This window comes from Hymenobacter polaris (assembly GCF_012927305.1).
GTDB classification, from domain to species: Bacteria; Bacteroidota; Bacteroidia; order Cytophagales; family Hymenobacteraceae; genus Hymenobacter; species Hymenobacter polaris.
The window spans coordinates 741,347-758,392 of sequence record NZ_JABBGH010000001.1; the positions used below are offsets into that span (position 1 = coordinate 741,347).

General features: G+C 64.8%; 17 protein-coding genes. 9 read left to right on the forward strand and 8 right to left on the reverse strand.

What is annotated here, in order from left to right; genetic code table 11:
• Window positions 1-121 precede the first annotated feature (121 nt).
• Complete coding sequence (locus tag HHL22_RS03185; RefSeq protein ID WP_169529515.1) at window positions 122-724, forward strand: hypothetical protein; 603 nt, start codon at window positions 122-124, stop codon at window positions 722-724.
• Window positions 725-954: 230 nt separating this feature from the next.
• Here HHL22_RS03185 and HHL22_RS03190 read toward each other — a convergent pair whose 3' ends face one another.
• Entirely contained in the window at window positions 955-2,448 is a 1,494-nt protein-coding gene (locus HHL22_RS03190; protein WP_169529516.1) for a M23 family metallopeptidase, read from the reverse strand.
• Window positions 2,449-2,477: 29 nt separating this feature from the next.
• On the opposite strand from HHL22_RS03190, the gene HHL22_RS03195 reads away from it, so the two are divergent.
• Together HHL22_RS03195 and HHL22_RS03200 are read left to right on the forward strand one after the other, a co-directional pair.
• Window positions 2,478-3,350, forward strand: coding sequence for a hydroxymethylglutaryl-CoA lyase (locus HHL22_RS03195; RefSeq protein WP_241737955.1), 873 nt, complete (start codon window positions 2,478-2,480; stop codon window positions 3,348-3,350).
• A 12-nt stretch (window positions 3,351-3,362) separates the two neighbouring features.
• Window positions 3,363-4,130 carry a (Fe-S)-binding protein gene (locus HHL22_RS03200; protein WP_169529517.1) on the forward strand — a complete coding sequence of 256 codons (768 nt, stop codon included), beginning with the start codon at window positions 3,363-3,365 and terminating at the stop codon, window positions 4,128-4,130.
• A gap of 148 nt (window positions 4,131-4,278) precedes the next feature.
• Here the strand turns inward: HHL22_RS03200 and HHL22_RS03205 are convergent, their stop codons facing one another.
• From HHL22_RS03205 to dapA, 3 genes are all read right to left on the reverse strand, one after another.
• A complete protein-coding gene (locus tag HHL22_RS03205) occupies window positions 4,279-5,337 on the reverse strand; it encodes an LLM class flavin-dependent oxidoreductase (RefSeq protein WP_169529518.1) in 1,059 nt (352 codons plus the stop codon).
• A 149-nt stretch (window positions 5,338-5,486) separates the two neighbouring features.
• Window positions 5,487-6,044 (reverse strand): prolyl hydroxylase family protein, encoded by a 558-nt coding sequence (locus tag HHL22_RS03210; RefSeq protein ID WP_169529519.1) that lies wholly within the window; start codon window positions 6,042-6,044, stop codon window positions 5,487-5,489.
• A gap of 134 nt (window positions 6,045-6,178) precedes the next feature.
• Window positions 6,179-7,042: a 4-hydroxy-tetrahydrodipicolinate synthase gene (gene dapA, locus HHL22_RS03215; protein ID WP_169529520.1), complete on the reverse strand. Its 864-nt coding sequence runs from the start codon at window positions 7,040-7,042 to the stop codon at window positions 6,179-6,181.
• Between the two features lie 64 nt (window positions 7,043-7,106).
• Here dapA and HHL22_RS03220 point away from each other — a divergent pair, with 64 nt between their 5' ends.
• The 6 genes from HHL22_RS03220 to HHL22_RS03245 all read left to right on the forward strand — a co-directional run bounded on the left by HHL22_RS03220 (window position 7,107) and on the right by HHL22_RS03245 (window position 14,126).
• Window positions 7,107-8,039: a polysaccharide deacetylase family protein gene (locus HHL22_RS03220; RefSeq protein ID WP_241737956.1), complete on the forward strand. Its 933-nt coding sequence runs from the start codon at window positions 7,107-7,109 to the stop codon at window positions 8,037-8,039.
• A gap of 149 nt (window positions 8,040-8,188) precedes the next feature.
• Entirely contained in the window at window positions 8,189-8,515 is a 327-nt protein-coding gene (locus HHL22_RS03225; RefSeq protein ID WP_169529521.1) for a hypothetical protein, read from the forward strand.
• 141 nt (window positions 8,516-8,656) lie between these two features.
• Complete coding sequence (gene tkt / locus HHL22_RS03230; protein ID WP_169529522.1) at window positions 8,657-10,732, forward strand: transketolase; 2,076 nt, start codon at window positions 8,657-8,659, stop codon at window positions 10,730-10,732.
• Window positions 10,733-11,047: 315 nt separating this feature from the next.
• Window positions 11,048-11,884 (forward strand): helix-turn-helix domain-containing protein, encoded by an 837-nt coding sequence (locus HHL22_RS03235; RefSeq protein ID WP_169529523.1) that lies wholly within the window; start codon window positions 11,048-11,050, stop codon window positions 11,882-11,884.
• Between the two features lie 210 nt (window positions 11,885-12,094).
• On the forward strand, window positions 12,095-12,832 hold the full coding sequence (locus tag HHL22_RS03240; RefSeq protein WP_169529524.1) for an SDR family oxidoreductase: 738 nt from the start codon (window positions 12,095-12,097) through the stop codon (window positions 12,830-12,832).
• Between the two features lie 85 nt (window positions 12,833-12,917).
• Window positions 12,918-14,126 carry a lactonase family protein gene (locus HHL22_RS03245; RefSeq protein WP_169529525.1) on the forward strand — a complete coding sequence of 403 codons (1,209 nt, stop codon included), beginning with the start codon at window positions 12,918-12,920 and terminating at the stop codon, window positions 14,124-14,126.
• Window positions 14,127-14,295: 169 nt separating this feature from the next.
• Here the strand turns inward: HHL22_RS03245 and HHL22_RS03250 are convergent, their stop codons facing one another.
• The 4 genes from HHL22_RS03250 to HHL22_RS03265 all read right to left on the reverse strand — a co-directional run bounded on the left by HHL22_RS03250 (window position 14,296) and on the right by HHL22_RS03265 (window position 17,038).
• On the reverse strand, window positions 14,296-14,841 hold the full coding sequence (locus tag HHL22_RS03250) for a hypothetical protein (RefSeq protein ID WP_169529526.1): 546 nt from the start codon (window positions 14,839-14,841) through the stop codon (window positions 14,296-14,298).
• Window positions 14,842-14,896: 55 nt separating this feature from the next.
• Window positions 14,897-15,346: a Fur family transcriptional regulator gene (locus tag HHL22_RS03255; RefSeq protein WP_169529527.1), complete on the reverse strand. Its 450-nt coding sequence runs from the start codon at window positions 15,344-15,346 to the stop codon at window positions 14,897-14,899.
• Window positions 15,347-15,595: 249 nt separating this feature from the next.
• Window positions 15,596-16,324, reverse strand: a complete 729-nt coding sequence (locus HHL22_RS03260; RefSeq protein ID WP_169529528.1) for an outer membrane beta-barrel protein — start codon at window positions 16,322-16,324, stop codon at window positions 15,596-15,598.
• 36 nt (window positions 16,325-16,360) lie between these two features.
• A complete protein-coding gene (locus HHL22_RS03265; protein WP_169529529.1) occupies window positions 16,361-17,038 on the reverse strand; it encodes a hypothetical protein in 678 nt (225 codons plus the stop codon).
• Window positions 17,039-17,046: the final 8 nt, after the last annotated feature.

Here is a 17,046-nt window from a genome sequence, read left to right on the forward strand (position 1 = left end):
CGAGCCGCCCAGCGGGCCTAAACCCCCGGCGGCGGAGCCCGCGTACAAGGGCTGATAGGGTATAGCGCAGCTTAGCGCATCGGTTTGTGGCATATTGTAGCATGTTGTGGCATATCCAGCAATGAAATTCAGCCTACCTACTTCCGTCCGTGCCCCGTTGGCCGGCGCGGCCACCCTCAGCCTGCTGCTGGCTGCCGCCTCGTGCGTCAGCACCGAGCGCGAAACCTCGACCCCCGGCCGCAGCCTGCGCACGGTGTACACGCCACCCAGCGGCAAGGGCCAGCGCGTGAGCGGGGCCACCGTGCTCAATACGGTGCAGGCCGAGCACGCTTTTTCGGGTGCCGCACCCGACAAGTTTCAGTTGCAGTTGCGCGGGCCGCGCGTGCTCAGCGGCCGGCTGTACCTCACGGTGCTGAGCGCGCAGGGCGACACGCTGCACCGTGAGGTGCTGCCCGCCCGCGTGCTGCAAGACTCCACCGCTCTCACTGTGCGCGACCGAGAAATCAGCGTGTTACGCGGCATGAACGGCTTTTTCAACCCTGGCCGCTTCACCGCGCCGGCCGGGGCGGCGCCCGCCGCTCGCCCCGCCACTCTCAGCCCCACCGCCTGGAACACCCTGCGCACCGACCCGCAAGCCGTAGCCTTTGCCTATCCCACGGCCCAGGGCGAGCATCACCTGGTATACTCGCCCAAGCTCGGCCGCGCCGTAGTGCTGGCTGAGTAAAGGGGGCCTAGGGGGAGTTAAAAGTGAAGCATCAAAAATTGCCCATTGGGTTTTTTAAGTACCTGTGCATACGTAAACAGGCGGTCATGCTGAGCTTGCCGAAGCATCTCTACCGCGCCGTCTAGGGTCATCCTAACGGCGTGGTAGAGATGCTTCGGCAAGCTCAGCATGACCGCCTGTTTACGTATGCACGAGTACTTAACTCTTCTTTTTAACTCTTTTTGTCCCTTCTACAGCCGCGCCCAGGCGGCCTCGGCGCTGGGCCCGCGTAGCAGGGCGTAGCCGCCGGCCTGGCCTAGCACCGCCACTGTGGTGCCGGCCGGCCAGGCGGCCAGGGCCGGCGCGTTGGCCCGAGGGCCAGTTTGGATTTCGAGGGCGGCGGGTAGCTGAAGGCGGCGCAGGGGTTCGGCGGCGGCTACGGCGGCGGCGGGCAAGTAGCGGCGCTGGCCCTCGGGCGTTTCGATGCGCACGCGGCCGGCTTGCTGGCCCAGCACCAGTAGGGGCATGGCCGGGGGCAGGTTGGTGCGATGGCGCAGCGGGCGCACCCACTCGCCGCGGCGGTCGGGGCCGGCCAGGGCGGCGGGCACGGGGTCGGCGCGGTGCAGGAAGGGCCAGGGGTCGATGGCGCCGCGGCCGCTGCGGTAAATACCGAAGTGCAGGTGTGGGGCGGTGGTGCGGGCGTTGCCGGTGTTGCCTACCAGCCCCAGGGTATCGCCGGCGCGCACCTGCTGGCCGGGCTGCACTAGTTGCTTGCTGAGGTGGGCGTAGTAAAGGTGCTGGCCCGAGTGGGCGTCGGCCAGCCACACCACCAGGCCGCCGAGCTTGCTCTCGCCGGTGCGCGTCACGTAGCCGTCGGTGGCGGCCACGGCGGGCGTGCCGCGGGGCGCAAAAATATCCACGCCCTCGTGGCGGCGGGCGCCCCCGTCGCGCTCGTTGCCCCAGAAGCTGCCAATGGCCTGGTCGGTGCGGCCCTTCACCGGAAACAGCCCCAGGCCCGGCCCGCGCCACAGGCGCAGGGTGTAGCGCCCGGCGGTTAGCAGCTCGGGCTGCACGCGCAGCAGGTGCTGGCCGTCATCGGCCACGGGGTAGCTGTAGTCGTAGGTGCCGGCGGCGGTGGTGTCGGTGGCGGTCCACTTCAGGAGCTCGGGCGCGCGGCCGGGCCCTAGGGCAAAGGCATCCACGAACACCCGAGGGGCCAGCGCCGGGCCGGGCGCCAGCGTCAGGCGCACGTGCACCAGCTCGCCGGCCCGCACGGCGTAGCGGTAGCTGGCCGCCGTGGGCTGCTCGGGCCGGAAGTAGCCGGTTTCGAGCACCGGCAGCGTCACCACCAGCGAATCATGCAGGGCCTGCCGGGCCGCCTGCTGCCACTGCCGGCCCAGGGCGGCCTCCTGCAAGCCCGCCCGGCCGAGGGCGCGGGCGTAGTCTTCGTGCGGGGTAGTTTTCTGGAAAAGACCCCCTAGGGTCTGGGGCTTGCTGCACGCGGCCAGCAGGGCCAGCAGCAGCAGGACGATGCCGCTTCCGGCGCGGCGGCCGGCCCGGCCAGCGGGCAACAACGAGTAATGCATAGCCGCCCAACGCTGCCCGCCGCGGGCAAGTTCGGGCCCGGCCTCCCCGCTTGTTTCGGCCCCATTGCCCACCGCAGAAACCCCTAGGGCCACCTGGTGGCTCGGGCGCTCGCCCAGCTGCGCAGCCCGCCAGGTAGTGCTGCGCTGGTTGGCAGGCAAGGCCGGGTAGGGTTTACCTTCGCCCCGCTATGCTGATTCCCAACGTGCTACTTACCGAGTGCCCCCGCGACGCCATGCAGGGGCTGCCCAGCTTCATCCCGACCGCCCAAAAAACCGCCTACCTCCAGCAATTGCTGGCCGTAGGGTTCGATGTGCTTGATTTTGGCTCGTTTGTGTCGCCCAAGGCCATTCCGCAGCTGCGCGACACCGCTGAGGTGCTGGCCGGCCTCGACCTCGACCGCACGCGCACCCGCCTGCTGGCCATTGTGGCCAACCAACGCGGGGCCGAAGCTGCCGCCAGCCACCCCGAAATCAGCTTCCTGGGCTTCCCGCTGAGCCTCAGCGAAACCTTCCAGCGCCGCAACACCAATCAAACCATTGCCGAGGCCCTGGCCGACGTGGCCGTCCTGCACGAGCTGTGCGAGCGCCGCGGCAAAACGCTGGTGGTATACCTCTCCATGGGCTTCGGCAATCCCTACGGCGACGCCTACAGTCCCGCGCTGGTGGTGGACTTTGCCGGCCAGCTGGCCACCCTAGGGGTGCGCCTGGTGGCGTTGTCCGACACCGTAGGGGTGAGCACGCCCGCGCTGATTACCAGCCTGTTCACCGAGCTGCTGCCCGCGTTTCCGCAAATTGGTTTCGGGGCCCACCTGCACACCACGCCCACCGCCTGGCTCGAAAAGGTGCAGGCCGCCTACCAGGTTGGCTGCCGCCGCTTCGACAGCGCCCTGGGCGGCATCGGCGGCTGCCCCATGGCCGCCGATACGCTCACCGGCAACCTGGCCACCGAAAACCTGGTGGCATTTTTGGCCGCGCAAGGGGAGGAGCTGGGACTGGATATGGCCGCGCTGGCGCAGGCCCGACTGCTGGCGGCCGAGGTACTTTCGCCGGCCGTTTGTTAAGTTCTCTCCTGCATGACTACCCTGCCCGTAGCCTCCCCCCAAGTCGATATTTTCATCCCCTGCTTCGTTGACCAGCTTTACCCGCACACCGCCCTCCACATGGTGAAGGTGCTGGAAAAGGTGGGCTGCCAGGTGCACTACAACCCCGCCCAAACCTGCTGCGGCCAGCCGGCCTACAACGCGGGCTATAAGGCGGAGAGCCGCGATATCGCCGCGAAGTTTCTCACTGACTTCGCGGCCCCCGCCGACCCTAGGGCCTCGCGCTACGTGGTCAGTCCCTCGGCCTCGTGCGTGGGTATGGTGCGCAACGCCTACTCCCACCTGTTCGAGGGCAGCTCCGACGCCGCGCGCTGCCAGGGTGTGCAGGAGCGCACCTACGAGCTGACTGAGTTCCTGACCGACGTGCTGGGCCTGGGCGCCATCCCCGGCGCCGCGCTAACCGGGCGCTACACCTACCACGACTCATGCTCGGCCCTGCGCGAGTGTGGCATTCGGGAGGCGCCGCGCCGGCTGCTCGACGCCGTGGCGGGCCTCGAGCGCGTTGAAATGGCCGAAACCAGCACCTGCTGCGGCTTCGGTGGCACCTTCGCCGTGAAATTTGAGGCTATTTCGGTGGCTATGGCCCAGCAAAAGGTGGAGCACGCCCTGGCCACCGGCGCCGACTACCTCATCAGCACCGACGTAAGCTGCCTGATGCACCTAGAGGCCTACATCCGCCGCGAAAAGCTGCCGCTCAAAACCTTGCACATTGCCGACGTGCTGGCCAGCGGCTGGGAATAGATAACGGGTTATGGGGAAAGAAAAGCGGTCATGCTGAGCGCAGCCGAAGCATCTCTACCGCGCAACTAACTCCTAACGTCAAGATTAGTACTGCGGTAGAACTGCTTCGGCTGCGCTCAGCATGACCGCCTTTCAAGTACTTTCATTATCACCCATTACCCACTCCCGCCAGTTCCCCAATCGGCTGCTGGTTCATTTCCCGCAGGGTTTCGGCCAGCAGCTGGTAGGAGTGGAGGCGCGCCTGGTGGTCGTAGATGTGGGCCACGGCCATTAACTCGTTGATTTGCGTCTGGGCCACGAACTCGCCCAGCTCCTCCCGGAGCGTGGCCTTGCTGCCCACGAAGGAAGCCGCCAGCATCTGCCCCACGTACTGTGCCAACTCGGGCGTCCAGAACGCGCGCATCGAGGCGACGGGCGGCTGCATGAGCTTACGCTCGCCGGTGATGACGCCCAGCATCAGCTGCTGCAGGGTGGTGGCCAGGTAGTGCGCCTCGTCGTCGGTGTCGGCCGCAATCACGTTTACGCAGGCAATAACGTAGGGCGCGGCCAGCTGAGCCGAGGGCTGGAAGTTGCGGCGGTAGATGTTGATGGCCGACTGCAACTGGCCCGGCGCGAAGTGGCTGGCGAAGGCATAAGGCAGCCCCAGCTCGGCGGCTAGGTAGGCGCTGTCAGTGCTGGAGCCCAGCACGTAAATCGGCACGTCCAGCCCCTCGCCGGGGATGGCGCGCACGGCGGCCCCGCTGTTGGCAGCCGAGAAATAAGTTTGCAGCTGCTTGATGTCGCGCCCGAAGTCCTGCTCGGCCCCAAAGCGGCCGCCCCGGATGGCCTGGGCCGTGCGCTGGTCGGTGCCGGGCGCGCGGCCTAGGCCCAGGTCGATGCGGCCGGGGTAGAGCGTGGCCAGCGTGCCCAGCTGCTCGGCCACCACCAGCGGGGCGTGGTTGGGCAGCATAATGCCGCCCGAGCCCACGCGCAGCGTACTGGTGCCGCCCGCGATATAGCCCATCAGCACCGGTGGGGCCGAGCTGGCTACGCCGGCCATGTTGTGGTGCTCGCTCAGCCAGTAGCGGGTATAGCCCAGCTGCTCCACGTGCTGGGCCAGGCTCAAGCTGTTGCGAAAGGTGTCGGCCGGGGTGTTGCCCTGGGCCACGGCGGCCAAATCCAGCACGGAAAAGGCCAGGGGAGCGGTAAAATCAGACTGCGGTTGCATGAGGCGGCAAGGATGAGGCCGGCCCTAGGGCCCGGCCGGTGCTAAAACCCGCCTCCGCGCAAGCGCCGGAAGTAGGCGGGAAAGCATTAGAACAAGCCACCGCGCGAAATGATTGCTTGGGTTGCCGCCCCGCCCCTAGGCCCGCCGCGCTAGGCCGCCACCGCTGCCGTGCGGTACATGACGTCCGAGCGCAGTACGTATTTCACCCCTTGCGTCACTTCGCTGCCCTCGTGGTAAAGGCTATGCAAGAAAACAAGCGCCATGCCCTGCCGGGGCTGCACGCGCAAGCCCCGAAAGGTGGTGTCGCCGCCCTGAAAGTTGTCGTTCAAATACACCATAAAGGTGTAGTAGCTGGCTTCCAAATCGTTGCGCACGTAGCTTTCGTCGTAGTGACCCTTGAACTGATGCCCGCGCTGGTAGCGGTAGAAGCGGAATAGCTCGTTGAGGCCGATGGCGTGGCTGTTGCCCAACTGGGCTGGCGCAAAGGGCTGGAGCTTACGCCACAAGGATTCGGCTAGCTCCTCGCTGTTGTAAAAAGCGCGGCTGTTGTTGCGAATATCGGTGCGTACGCGGCTGCCTGAAGCGCTGTTGACTTTCGCCAATTCGTAACCCACGCCCTCACTGCGAACAATCTCCTGAAGGCACTCCTGGCGGGTCAGGAAGTCTTCGATGGTAAAAATAGAATCAGTTAGCTTGTTGAATTTCAAGAAATGGAAATGGTAAGGCGTTGGATTACAAAACAAATATAAAGCCCGTCATGCTCATCTGGCGTCCGCTTGCCGAAGCATGACGGGCTTTTCAGTATGACGTACTTTATTAATAGCAAAGGTATTAAGTTAGTTTACAGCAGCGCCTTGATGCGCTCGGTCAGCCCGGCGCTGGCGGGCACCAGGGGCAGGCGCACGGCGGGCTCGCAGATGCCTTGCAGCCCTAGGGCCGCCTTCACGCCCACGGGGTTGCCCTCCTCGTACATCAGTGGGTTGAGGCCCACGAAGTACCACAGCTCGCGCTGGGCGCGGGCGTAGTCGCCGGCCAGCGCGGCGCGGGTCATATCCGAAAAGCGGCGCGGAAACGCGTTGCCCAGCACCGAGATAATGCCCGCCGCCCCGCAGGCGATGAGCGGCACCGTGAGCATATCGTCGCCGCTGAGAAACAGGAAGTCGGCCGGCTTCTGGGCCAGGATTTGCAGGCCTTGCTCCACGTTGCCGCTGGCTTCCTTAATACCGATGATATTGGGGTGCTGGGCCAGCTGGAGCGTGGTAGTGGCGCTGAGATTAGAGCCGGTGCGGCCGGGCACGTTGTAGAGCAGCAGGGGCCTAGGGGCCGCGTCGGCCAGGCGCTGGTAGTGGGCCAGCAGGCCGGCCTGGCTGGGCTTGTTGTAGGCCGGGCTGGCCGAAAGAATAGCCGCAATGCCTTCTAGGTCAGTTTCGTGCAGCTGCCGCTCCACGGCGGCCGTGTCGTTGCCACCGATGCCGTACACCAGCGGCACGCGGCCGGCCACGTGGGCTTTGGCCTGGCGCAGCAGCTCGGTTTTTTCGGCGGCCGTGGTGGTGGGCGACTCGCCGGTGGTGCCGTTCAGGACCAGGTATTCGGCGCCGCCTTCGATAACGAAGTCGAGCAGCCGCTGCCAGGCGGGGTAATCTACTGCGCCGGCGGCGGTAAAGGGCGTAATGAGCGCCACGCCGGTGCCAAACAACTGATTCATGCGATGGGGAGGGTAGTTTTGTGCAAACATACAAGTACCGGTCCGCCGGCTTATTCTCCCTGCCTTGAAACACCTTCTTACGGTGGCGCCCGCGCTGCTGACTGCCCTAGGCCTGCTGGCGGGCTGCGACTCCAAAACCGCCACCACCGGCGAGGCCCGCACCCCCTCCACCACCGAGGCCGTTACCCCGGCCGACCCCGAAAAAGCCGCCACCTCGGGCGAGGCGGCCACCGCTACCGAAGAGGCCCGCGCCACGCCCGCCCCCGACCCCAGCACCATTCCGGCCGCCAAGGCTGGCGATGCGGCCGCCATCTACGCCCGGCCCCAGGTGCCCATCTTGTGCTACCACCAGATTCGGGACTGGACCGGCCGCGACTCGAAAGGGGCCAAGGACTACATCGTGCCGATTGCCAAGTTCAAGGAGCAGATGAAGATGCTGGCCGACAGCGGCTACCACACCATTCAGCCCGACCAGCTCTACGCCTACCTCACCACCGGCGCCAAGCTGCCGCCCAAGCCGGTGATGCTCACCTTCGACGATACCGACCTCGACCAATTTACCATTGCCCGGCCCACGCTGGCGCAGTACGGCTACAAGGGCGTCTACTTCGTGATGACCGTGAGCCTGGGCCGCCCGCACTACATGACCAAGGCCATGGTGAAGCAGCTCGCCGACGAGGGCAACCAAATCGGCTCGCACACCTGGGACCACCACAATGTGAAAAAGTACCAGGGCAAGGATTGGGAAACGCAAATCGACAAGCCTACCAAGACGCTGGAGGAGATTACGGGCAAGAAAATCAAGTACTTCGCCTATCCCTTCGGCCTCTGGAATCCCCAGGCTTTCCCCGAGCTGAAGCAGCGCGGCTTCGTGGCCGCCTTCTCGCTGGCCGAAAAGCGCGACCAGCAGGACCCGCTCTTCACCATCCGCCGCATCATCGCCAGCGGCTACTGGAGCCCCAAGACGCTGTCTAACAGCATCCGGCAGAGCTTTTAGGGGTCAAGCGTCTCAGGAAGGTGGTCATGCTGAGCGCAGCCGAAGCATCTCTGCCGCATAAGTAATTCTAACGTCTAGAGTTAGTTACGTGGTAGAGATGCTTCGGCTGCGCTCAGCATGACCACCTGATTTATTAATCAGCTATCCGTATGAGGAATGTTCTCGTTGAACTGGCCTGGCTGGCTGGTTGCTACGCGTTAGCCATTCCGGCTACTAGGGTACTGCTGGGTTCTTGGCTGATGCCGTGGGGCATACTGGATATCCAGATGCACAACACCTACTTCGTTATGCCTGGTTGGACTGGGCTACTGCCCCTGTTTCTGGCCGCGGCCACACCACTTACGCTGGTGCGGGCGGCGCAGGCACGTTTTGCCCAGCGCAGCACTAACCTGGCCCTGGGGGCGCTGGCGCTGCTATGGCTGCTGCTAGGGGCATTGGTGGGCTTTCGGGCGTGGCTGGGGCTAAGCGGGCACTAGGCACCGCAGGCTTTTCCGCTCGACAGTACCCCTAGGGCCCGCGCCGCCGTACACCCTTCGTATTTCAACCGCAATGCGCCGATAGGTGCCCGGCAACGTTTCGGGGCTTTTCTTTACGGCCGTATTCTTTCACTTTCCCCAATGAGCGATTCCAATCCGAACCACGTTTCGATTGACGAACTGAGCGTCAATACCATCCGCCTGCTGGCGGTAGATATGGTGCAAAAAGCTAATTCGGGCCACCCCGGCCTGCCGCTGGGCGCCGCCCCCATGGCTTACGTGCTGTGGTCGCGCTTTCTGCGCTTCAACCCAAAAGACGTGCACTGGCCTAACCGCGACCGCTTTATCCTCTCGGCCGGCCACGGCTCGGCGCTGCTTTATAGCCTGCTGCACCTCTACGGCTACGACCTGACCATTGACGACCTCAAGCAGTTTCGCCAAATGGACTCCAGGACGCCGGGCCACCCCGAGTCGCACATCACGCCCGGCGTGGAGGTGACCACCGGGCCGCTGGGCCAGGGCTTCGCCAACGGCCTGGGCATGGCCATGAGTGAGGCGCACCTAGGGGCTATCTATAACAAAGAAGGCCAGGCGCCGGTGCAGGACCACTACACCTACGTGCTGGTGAGCGACGGCGACCTGATGGAGGGCATCGCCTCGGAGGCGGCCTCGCTGGCCGGCCACTTGCAGCTCCACAAGATGATTTACCTGTACGACGATAACAACATCTCGCTCGACGGGCCCACCAACCTGACCTATACCGAGAACCCAATGAAGCGCTTCGATGCCTACTACTGGCATACGCAGCACGTGACGGACGGCAACGACCTCGACGCCATCGAGAACGCCATTAAGGTGGCGCAGTCAGTCACCGACCGGCCCTCAATTATCGCGGTGCGCACCATCATCGGCTTCGGCTCGCCGCTGGCCGGCACCAGCAAGTCGCACGGCTCGCCCCTGGGGGCTGATAATGTGAAGGCTACCAAGAAGTTCTACGGCTTCGACCCCGAGCAGAGCTTCCAGGTACCCGAAGAAGTGTACGCTCACCTAGCCGAGCCGGGCAAGCGCGGCGCCGAGCTGCAAAAGCAGTGGGAAGCCGACTTTGAAAAGTACGCCGCCGCGTTCCCGAAGGAAGCCGAAACCTTCAAGCTATCCTTCGACGGCAAGTTGCCCGAAGGCTGGGACAAGGACCTGCCCGTGTACACGCCCGCCGACGGCGAGCTGGCCACCCGCCAAGCTTCGGGCAAGGCGCTGGATGCCATCAAGAAGTCGGTGCCGTTTATGTTCGGCGGCTCGGCCGACTTGGCCAGCAGCAACGAGATGGACAAGTCGGGCAGCGACTCATTCCAGCCCGCGCACCCGGCCAACAGCAACATCTGGTGGGGTGTGCGCGAGCACGCCATGGGCGCGGCCATGAACGGCATCGCCCACCACGGCGGCCTGCGCACCTACGGCGGTACCTTCCTCACGTTCAGCGATTACATGCGCGCCGCCATCCGCCTCACGGCCCTGGCCGAGAGCACGGCCACGTTCGTGTTCACCCACGACAGCATCGGCCTGGGCGAAGACGGCCCCACCCACCAGCCGGTAGAGCAGGTGCTGGCCCTGCGCACCATTCCTAACATCGTGGTGCTACGCCCGGCCGATGCCAACGAGAGCACCGAGGCCTGGCGCATTGCCATGACCACGCCCAAGTCGCCGGTGGTGCTGATTTTCTCGCGCCAGAAGCTGCCCATCCTCGACCAGAGCAAGCTGGGCTCGGCCCGCGAGGGCGTAGCCAAGGGCGCCTACATCCTGAGCGAGGCCGACGGCGGCCAGCCCCAACTGATTCTGATGGCCACCGGCTCGGAGGTGAAGCTGGCCCTAGGGGCCCAGGTGGAGCTGCAAAAAGCCGGTACGCCCACCCGCGTAGTGAGCTTCCCCTCGTGGGAGCTGTTTGAGGCGCAGGACAAGGCCTATAAGGAGCAGGTGTTCCCGCCCACGGTGCGCAAGCGCCTGGCCATCGAGGCCGGCTCGCCCATCGGCTGGCACAAGTACACCACCGACGAGGGCGGCATCATCGCCATGAACCGCTTTGGCGAGTCGGCCCCGGCCGAGGAGCTGTTCGAGAAGTTCGGCTTCACGGTGGAGAACGTGGTGAAGCGCGCCCAGGGCGTGCTGGCCGGCCACCCCGAGGAGGAGCCCGAGAAAAAGCAGGTGGTAGCCCACGGCGACTAATCGGCCCTAGGCCTCTCGACTGCTAAATAGCCGCACGCAAAACCGTCGTGCTGCGCTAGCCTAACCAAGGTGCTCGCATCGTCATCCCAGGCGGTGCAGCGCTGGCGGGGCTAGGGTAGCACGACGGTTTCTTTGTGCCCAGGCCTCTCAACTCCGCCGCAAGCTGGCCCCCGCTACCAGGGCGGCGAGTGGCCCGTTGAGCAAAGCAACTTCGGCCTTTTGAGAAAAGTTGGCCGGTACAGGACTCGCTACTTTTGTGGTGTCAACGCCTCCCGCCGTAGCGAGCAACTCAGCCTCTTTTACGCCCTCTCTCCCATGACCGACAAGCAGCAAAACCGCTACGCCGAGCTGGTCATGGCTTGCAACGGTGACGAGCGCTACGGCCGGGAGCTCACCCTGGGCGACCCGGTGCTGGTGCGGGTGCTGGCCGGCGAACTAAAGGTGGTGCAAGCCAGCCGCACTCACTACAGCCAGGCCGGCGACACGGTGCTGCTGCCCCGCAACCAGCCGGCCACCCTGCTCAAATATCCCAAGGACGGCGCCACCTACCGGGCGGTGCTCTTGAAGCTGTCTACCAGCCTGGTGCGCGCTTACTACGCGCAGCAGCCCCTAGGGCCTGCCCAGCCAGCAGCACCTAACCTGCTTCACTTTCCACCTAGTCCGCTGCTGGATAGCCTGTTTGCCTCCTTGCTACCCTACCTGGACTTGAAGCAGCCTCTGCCGGAAAAGCTCCTGGCGGTGAAGGTGACGGAGGTACTGGAGATACTACGTAGCCTTGATAGCCGCAGCGACGGGGTACTGGCCGATTTCCGCGAACCCGGCAAGCTGAATCTGGTCGAGTTTATGGAGGCGAACTACATGTTCAACCTGCCCCTGGCCAAGTTCAGCTACCTGACCGGCCGCAGCCTCACCACCTTCAAGCGCGATTTTAACAAGGCCTTCCAGCTGAGCCCGCAGCGCTGGCTCACGCAGAAGCGGCTAGCGCTGGCCCACTACCAGCTGGCCGAAAAACAGCGCAAGCCCGCGGAGCTGTATTTGGAAGTGGGCTTCGAGAACCTCGCGCATTTTTCCACCGCCTTCAAAAAGCAGTTCGGCTACCCTCCTAATGCCCTGGCGGGGCCTAGGGTCAGCCACCAACCGGCCGCCCGCTAAGCAGGCGCTGCCCGCGCGACCACCGATACAAGCCGGGCCGCACTGGCGCTCGCCAGCCACGTGCTACCCCACCCCACCTAGGCACTCTAGCACTCGCATGCGAGCGGTAACCTCCTTGCCTTTCGGCTAGACCTTCTGAATATATCAAAATTCTTATAAAGCTCTTTCTGTCAATATTTTATACTTACTAACCATCTTTTAATTTTTCAGATGAAGTCTGCTTTAGTAACCGGCGCGAATAAGGGCATTGGCCTGGAAGTAGCCCGGCAATTGGCCCAGCAAGGGTTTTACGTATACCTCGGCAGCCGCCGGTTGGAAAACGGCCAGGCGGCGGTGCAGCAGCTAGCGGCCGACGGACTCACGACCGTCGAAGCCGTGCAGCTCGATGTAACTAGTCCCGAGTCCATCCGGGCGGCCCGGGCGGCGATTGGCGCCAAAACGGTCGCGCTCGATGTCTTGGTCAACAACGCGGGCATATCGGGCGGAGTGCCGCAGACTGCGCTGCAGGCCACCCTAGGGCAGTTTCAGGAAGTGTTTGTCACCAACGTGTTCGGTGTGGCAGGCGTCACGCAGGCCTTCGTAGACTTGCTGGCCAAGGCGCCTCAGCCGCGTATCGTCAACGTGAGCACCGCTATGGGCTCGCTGGCGCTGTCTGCCGATTTTGATAGCGCGGCGTTTGTATTCCGCGTGCCTGTGTACCAAGCCTCGAAGGCGGCCCTGAACATGCTCACCCTCAACCAGGCCTACGAGTTGCGCGACACCCCATTTAAGGTAAATGCCGTGTGCCCCGGCTACACCCAAACCGACTTTACGGGCCACCAAGGCACGAGCACGGTGGCGCAAGCCGGCCAGCGCATTGTGAAGTACGCGCTGCTTGGCCCCGACGGGCCGACCGGCCAATTCTTTAGCGAAGAGTACTTTCCGGCGCCGGCCACCTGCCCGTGGTAGGTTCGGCAAGGCGGTGGCTGCCTAGGGGCTTTTTTTGCAGTAGGTTTGGGCCGGGGCTCCTAGCCGGCCCGTCCTTCCTCACCTTATGCACTTTCCCACCTTCACCTTCCGCCTGGCCGCGCTGGCAGCCGGCCTCACCCTCACGGCCGGCTGCGCGGGCAGCCAACACAGCCTGGGCACCGGCCCCAGCGCCGATTTGCTGGTGTACATCGGCACCAACACCGGCACCGAGGCCCAGTCGAACAGCATCTACCTCTACCGCCTCAGCACCTACACCGGTGCCCTGATACCGCTGAGCGTGCAGCCGGGCGGCGCCCAGCCCACCTACCTCACCGTTGATGCCGCCCACCGCTACCTCTACGCCGTGAGCGAAACGGGCACCTTTAAGGGGCAGCCCAACACGGGCGGCGTGAGCGCCTTCCGCATCGACCCGCGCACGGCCTCGCTTACGTTGCTCGACCAGCAGCCCTCGGCCGGGGGCGGGCCCTGCTACATTAGCCTCGACCGCGCCGGCAAAAACGCGCTGGTAGCCAACTACGGCGGGGGCACCGTGGCCATGCTGCCTGTGCAGGCCGATGGGCAGCTGGCGCCCGCCAGCGCCTCCGACGTGCACCAGCCTCCCCTAGGGCCCCACGCTAACCAGGACCACGCCCACGCCCACTGCTTCCTCACCGACCCCGCCAACCGCTACGCCTTTGCCGTGGACCTGGGCACCGATAAAGTGTATGGCTACCGCCTCGACGCCGACCGCCACCGCCTAACGCCCCAGGCCTCGCCGGCCTTCAAGGCCAAGGCGGGGGCGGGGCCGCGTCACCTGGTGTTTCACCCCAATGGGCGCTTCGCCTACCTCGAAAATGAGCTGAACTCGTCGGTGACGGCCCTGAGCTACGACGCGGCCAGCGGCACGTTTACCGAGCTGGAAACGCAAAGCACGCTGCCCAAGGGCTTCGTGGGCGACAACTCGGGCGCCGACGTGCACGTGAGCCCCGACGGGCGCTTCCTCTACACCTCCAACCGAGGCGATAACTCGCTGGCCGTCTTCAGCATTGATACCGGCACGGGCCGCCTGGCGCTCATCGAGCACGTGAGCACCCAGGGTAAGACGCCCCGCAACTTCAACCTCACGCCCGACGGCCGCCTGCTGCTGGTAGCCAACCAAAACTCGGGCAACGTCTTCAGCTACTTCGTAGATAAGCGCACCGGCCGGCTGCGCCCCACCGGGCAGTCGGCGCAGGTGCCCACGCCCATGTTCGTGCAGTTTCTGCCCGACGTGGCCGGGGCAAAAGGAAAGTAGCCCGTAGCCTATGTAGACGCGTAAGACCGCCCTTGCGCAGCCGGCGCCCGCTTACCAAAGCAGTTCTACCGCACCTCTAGGGGTTGTTTGCTAGAACTACTTCGGCAAGCGGGCGCCGGCTGCGCAAGGGCGGTCTTACGCGTTTGCCAGCAGCTGTTTCCTACCGGCCCTAGGCCTTGCCGTCCTTTTGCAGCAGGGCTTTGTGCTCGGCCATCATGGCGGCGTGGTCGTCCACCAGCTTCTTGTGCTCCTGCTGAATTTGCTGGTCCTCGGCCTTCATTTCGGCGTGGTCTTTCTGCATTTGCTCGTCCGACACGCGGCCGCTCTCGTGGTTGGCTTCCAGCTCAGCGTGGCGCTTGATAACGGCGTCGTGGCGGGCAATGACGGCCTGGTGTTGTTTAATAAGGGCATCGTGGCGCTGCTCCAGGTCTTTGAAAGCGGGCGTATTGGTGATGCCGGCGGCCTTGGCGGCGGCCACGGCTTGCTGGTGGTCGGCCTCCATCACCGAGTCGGCCGACTGCATAATGCGGTGGTCGGCCTCCATTTTTTGGTGGTCGGCCACGAGCTGGGCGTGCGTGACGGTACCGCTCGCCGGGGCGGCCGCGGTGATTTCGGTGGCAGCCCCGGCGGGCTTGTCGGTGGCCGACTGGCAGCTGGCCGCGGCGATGGCTAATAGCCCTAGGGCACCAAGGAGGGAAGAACGCAAGGTGTTCATGAAGAAAATGAAAATGAGTGGAGTAGGGTAAGTAATAGTTTCAATTAAAGCATCTTTAGCTAGCGGCGCTGCCGGGCTGGCAGCGCTCGCAAATGCCCGAGAGCAGGCAATCGCGGCGCGTGACGTGGTAGCCGCCCGCCTCGGGCACGGCCGGCACTGGCACGTGGGGCAGGCAGTAGAGGTGCTGGCACACCAGGCACTTGAGGTGCACGTGCTCGGTGGGCGGACCAAGGGGCGGCGAGGCGGCACGCAGCGCGGGCGCCGCCGCAAAGCGCACGGTTTCGGTGTAGTCTACTACGCGGTGAATGAGGTGCTTCTGCTCGAGTAGGCGCAGGGTGCGAAACAGGGTAGCCCGGTCGAGGCTGGTTGGGGCCTGCTGCTCGACCTCGGTGCCGCTGAGGGCAAAAGGCGCCGCCACGAGCACCTCTAGCACCGCCCGCCGGCTGGGGGTCAGGCGCAGGGCGTGCGCACGCAGCGTTTGCGCAATAAACTCAGCGGTGAGCATGGCAGCAGCGGGTGAATCAGTGGTTGGGCGTGGCCGCCCCTAGGGCTAGTGGGACGAATGAAGTAATTGATTTTGCACTAGTGTTGCACCTGCTTAGTCAATCGGTAAATGCAACATTTGTGCAGGTAGCGTAAGCCCCGCAAACAAGCCCCGGCCAGGCGGCCGGGGGCTGTTTGCATTTTCTCTAAACCAAACCAGAGAAAGGAACTGAGCAAGGCCCTAGGCTAGGGCCGGCGCATAGTGGGCCGCCTACTTGCCGCCCAGCGTGAAAGCCAGGCCCAGCGTGGACGTGAAAGCGGTGATGGGCTGCTTCTCGGAGAGGCGGCCGGTAGCGGTGGTGCGGTTGTCGTTGTGGATGGTGGCGGGCGAACTGCCCTGGAATTCGCCGCGGGCCACTAAGCCCAGCCGGTCCGAGAAGTAGTAGTGCAGGCCCAGGCCCGCCGCGTAGCCGAAGGTGAGGCTGTGCGAGCTGCGCTGGGTGAAGGTGGTGGCCGGGTTATCCTCCAGCTGCACGGTTATTTCGGGCGTGCCCAGCAGCTGCTGCACGCCGGCCAGGCCGCGCACTTCCACCTTAAACTTCTGGGGGCCAAACATAAACGTGGGACCCACCAGCGCCGTGAGGCGGCGGTAGCGCCCGCTAGCCCGCACGGTGGAGTAATCCACGTCGAAGGCTTCGGTGTAGGCCGCGCCGAGCTTGGCGAGGTCATCGGCGAGCAGGCGGCCGTTGTCGGAGAAGGCTACTTGTCCGGCCAGGCCCAGGGGGCCGCCGCCGAAGAAGTGCGCCCCGTCGAGCGCCACGTGGAAACCCGTTTTGGCGAAGCCCGCCTGCTCGTTCTCAGCGTCGGTGCTGCGGAAGGTGCCGGTGGCGTACGAAGCCCCCGCGTTGATGCCGAAGTACGACTTGTTGGGAGCCGACTGGGCCAGGGCGGCCAGCGGCAGGCCGAGAGCCAGACTCAGCGTCAATACATTGATTTTCATATGCTTGCTATACTTAACTTGAATGAGCGCCTAGGGCTACTGCACGGCTACTTTAAAGCCGGCATCGAAGTCGGTCGAGCCGGGGGCGTAGGTGCCGTCTTTCACGTTGGGCTGGTGGCGCAGCACCACGCGCAGGTAGCCGGTGCTGGCCGCGCCGGTCACGAACTGGTCGCTGAGGCCCACGGGCAAGGCCGGGTTATTGGTGTCCCGGTCGGTGCGGTTTACCGTCAAATTCAGCGGGTTGCCGGTGGGCGCGGGCGTGGGGATGGGCAGCGGGTAGGTGTCGGCGCCGGTGGGGGCCGGAATGACGAGCGCCTGGCTGGTGGGCAGCGGCTGGAAGAAGAAGCTGTGGATATTGGCGCGCTCCTGGATTTCCTCGCCCACGTTGAAGGTGGGCGTCTGGGTCTTGTCGAGCAGCCCCACGGCCACGTTGTAGGTGGTGTTGGCCTTCAGGGTGAGGTTGGCCTGGCTGTAGTTGGGGCCGCTGGCTACGGGGTTGCCCTGGGCATCGAGCAGCTGCTCCCAGGTGGCGGTCTGTGTGTCGCTGGCGTTGGCGGCGTTGGTTACCGTCAGGGTCATAGTGGTGATGGCCTCGTTGGCCACGCTCGGCGCCACCACTTCTTCGTCTTTGTTGCAGCCAGCCAGCAGGCCTAGGGCCAGCAGCAGGGCCGGGCCGGTTAGTAGGCGGGCGGGGCGGTTACGGAATGCAGTCATGGGAGTGA

What these genes read in the sequence shown, in the direction of transcription:
- HHL22_RS03205 (WP_169529518.1), bottom strand. Translation starts at nt 5,337, where the DNA reads ATGCAACCGCAGTCTGATTTTACCGCTCCCCTGGCCTTTTCCGTGCTG.
- HHL22_RS03195 (WP_241737955.1), top strand. Translation starts at nt 2,478, where the DNA reads ATGCTGATTCCCAACGTGCTACTTACCGAGTGCCCCCGCGACGCCATG.
- HHL22_RS03200 (WP_169529517.1), top strand. Translation starts at nt 3,363, where the DNA reads ATGACTACCCTGCCCGTAGCCTCCCCCCAAGTCGATATTTTCATCCCC.
- HHL22_RS03235 (WP_169529523.1), top strand. Translation starts at nt 11,048, where the DNA reads ATGACCGACAAGCAGCAAAACCGCTACGCCGAGCTGGTCATGGCTTGC.
- HHL22_RS03250 (WP_169529526.1), bottom strand. Translation starts at nt 14,841, where the DNA reads ATGAACACCTTGCGTTCTTCCCTCCTTGGTGCCCTAGGGCTATTAGCC.
- HHL22_RS03265 (WP_169529529.1), bottom strand. Translation starts at nt 17,038, where the DNA reads ATGACTGCATTCCGTAACCGCCCCGCCCGCCTACTAACCGGCCCGGCC.
- HHL22_RS03255 (WP_169529527.1), bottom strand. Translation starts at nt 15,346, where the DNA reads ATGCTCACCGCTGAGTTTATTGCGCAAACGCTGCGTGCGCACGCCCTG.
- HHL22_RS03260 (WP_169529528.1), bottom strand. Translation starts at nt 16,324, where the DNA reads ATGAAAATCAATGTATTGACGCTGAGTCTGGCTCTCGGCCTGCCGCTG.
- HHL22_RS03240 (WP_169529524.1), top strand. Translation starts at nt 12,095, where the DNA reads ATGAAGTCTGCTTTAGTAACCGGCGCGAATAAGGGCATTGGCCTGGAA.
- HHL22_RS03245 (WP_169529525.1), top strand. Translation starts at nt 12,918, where the DNA reads ATGCACTTTCCCACCTTCACCTTCCGCCTGGCCGCGCTGGCAGCCGGC.
- tkt (WP_169529522.1), top strand. Translation starts at nt 8,657, where the DNA reads ATGAGCGATTCCAATCCGAACCACGTTTCGATTGACGAACTGAGCGTC.
- dapA (WP_169529520.1), bottom strand. Translation starts at nt 7,042, where the DNA reads ATGAATCAGTTGTTTGGCACCGGCGTGGCGCTCATTACGCCCTTTACC.
- HHL22_RS03185 (WP_169529515.1), top strand. Translation starts at nt 122, where the DNA reads ATGAAATTCAGCCTACCTACTTCCGTCCGTGCCCCGTTGGCCGGCGCG.
- HHL22_RS03225 (WP_169529521.1), top strand. Translation starts at nt 8,189, where the DNA reads ATGAGGAATGTTCTCGTTGAACTGGCCTGGCTGGCTGGTTGCTACGCG.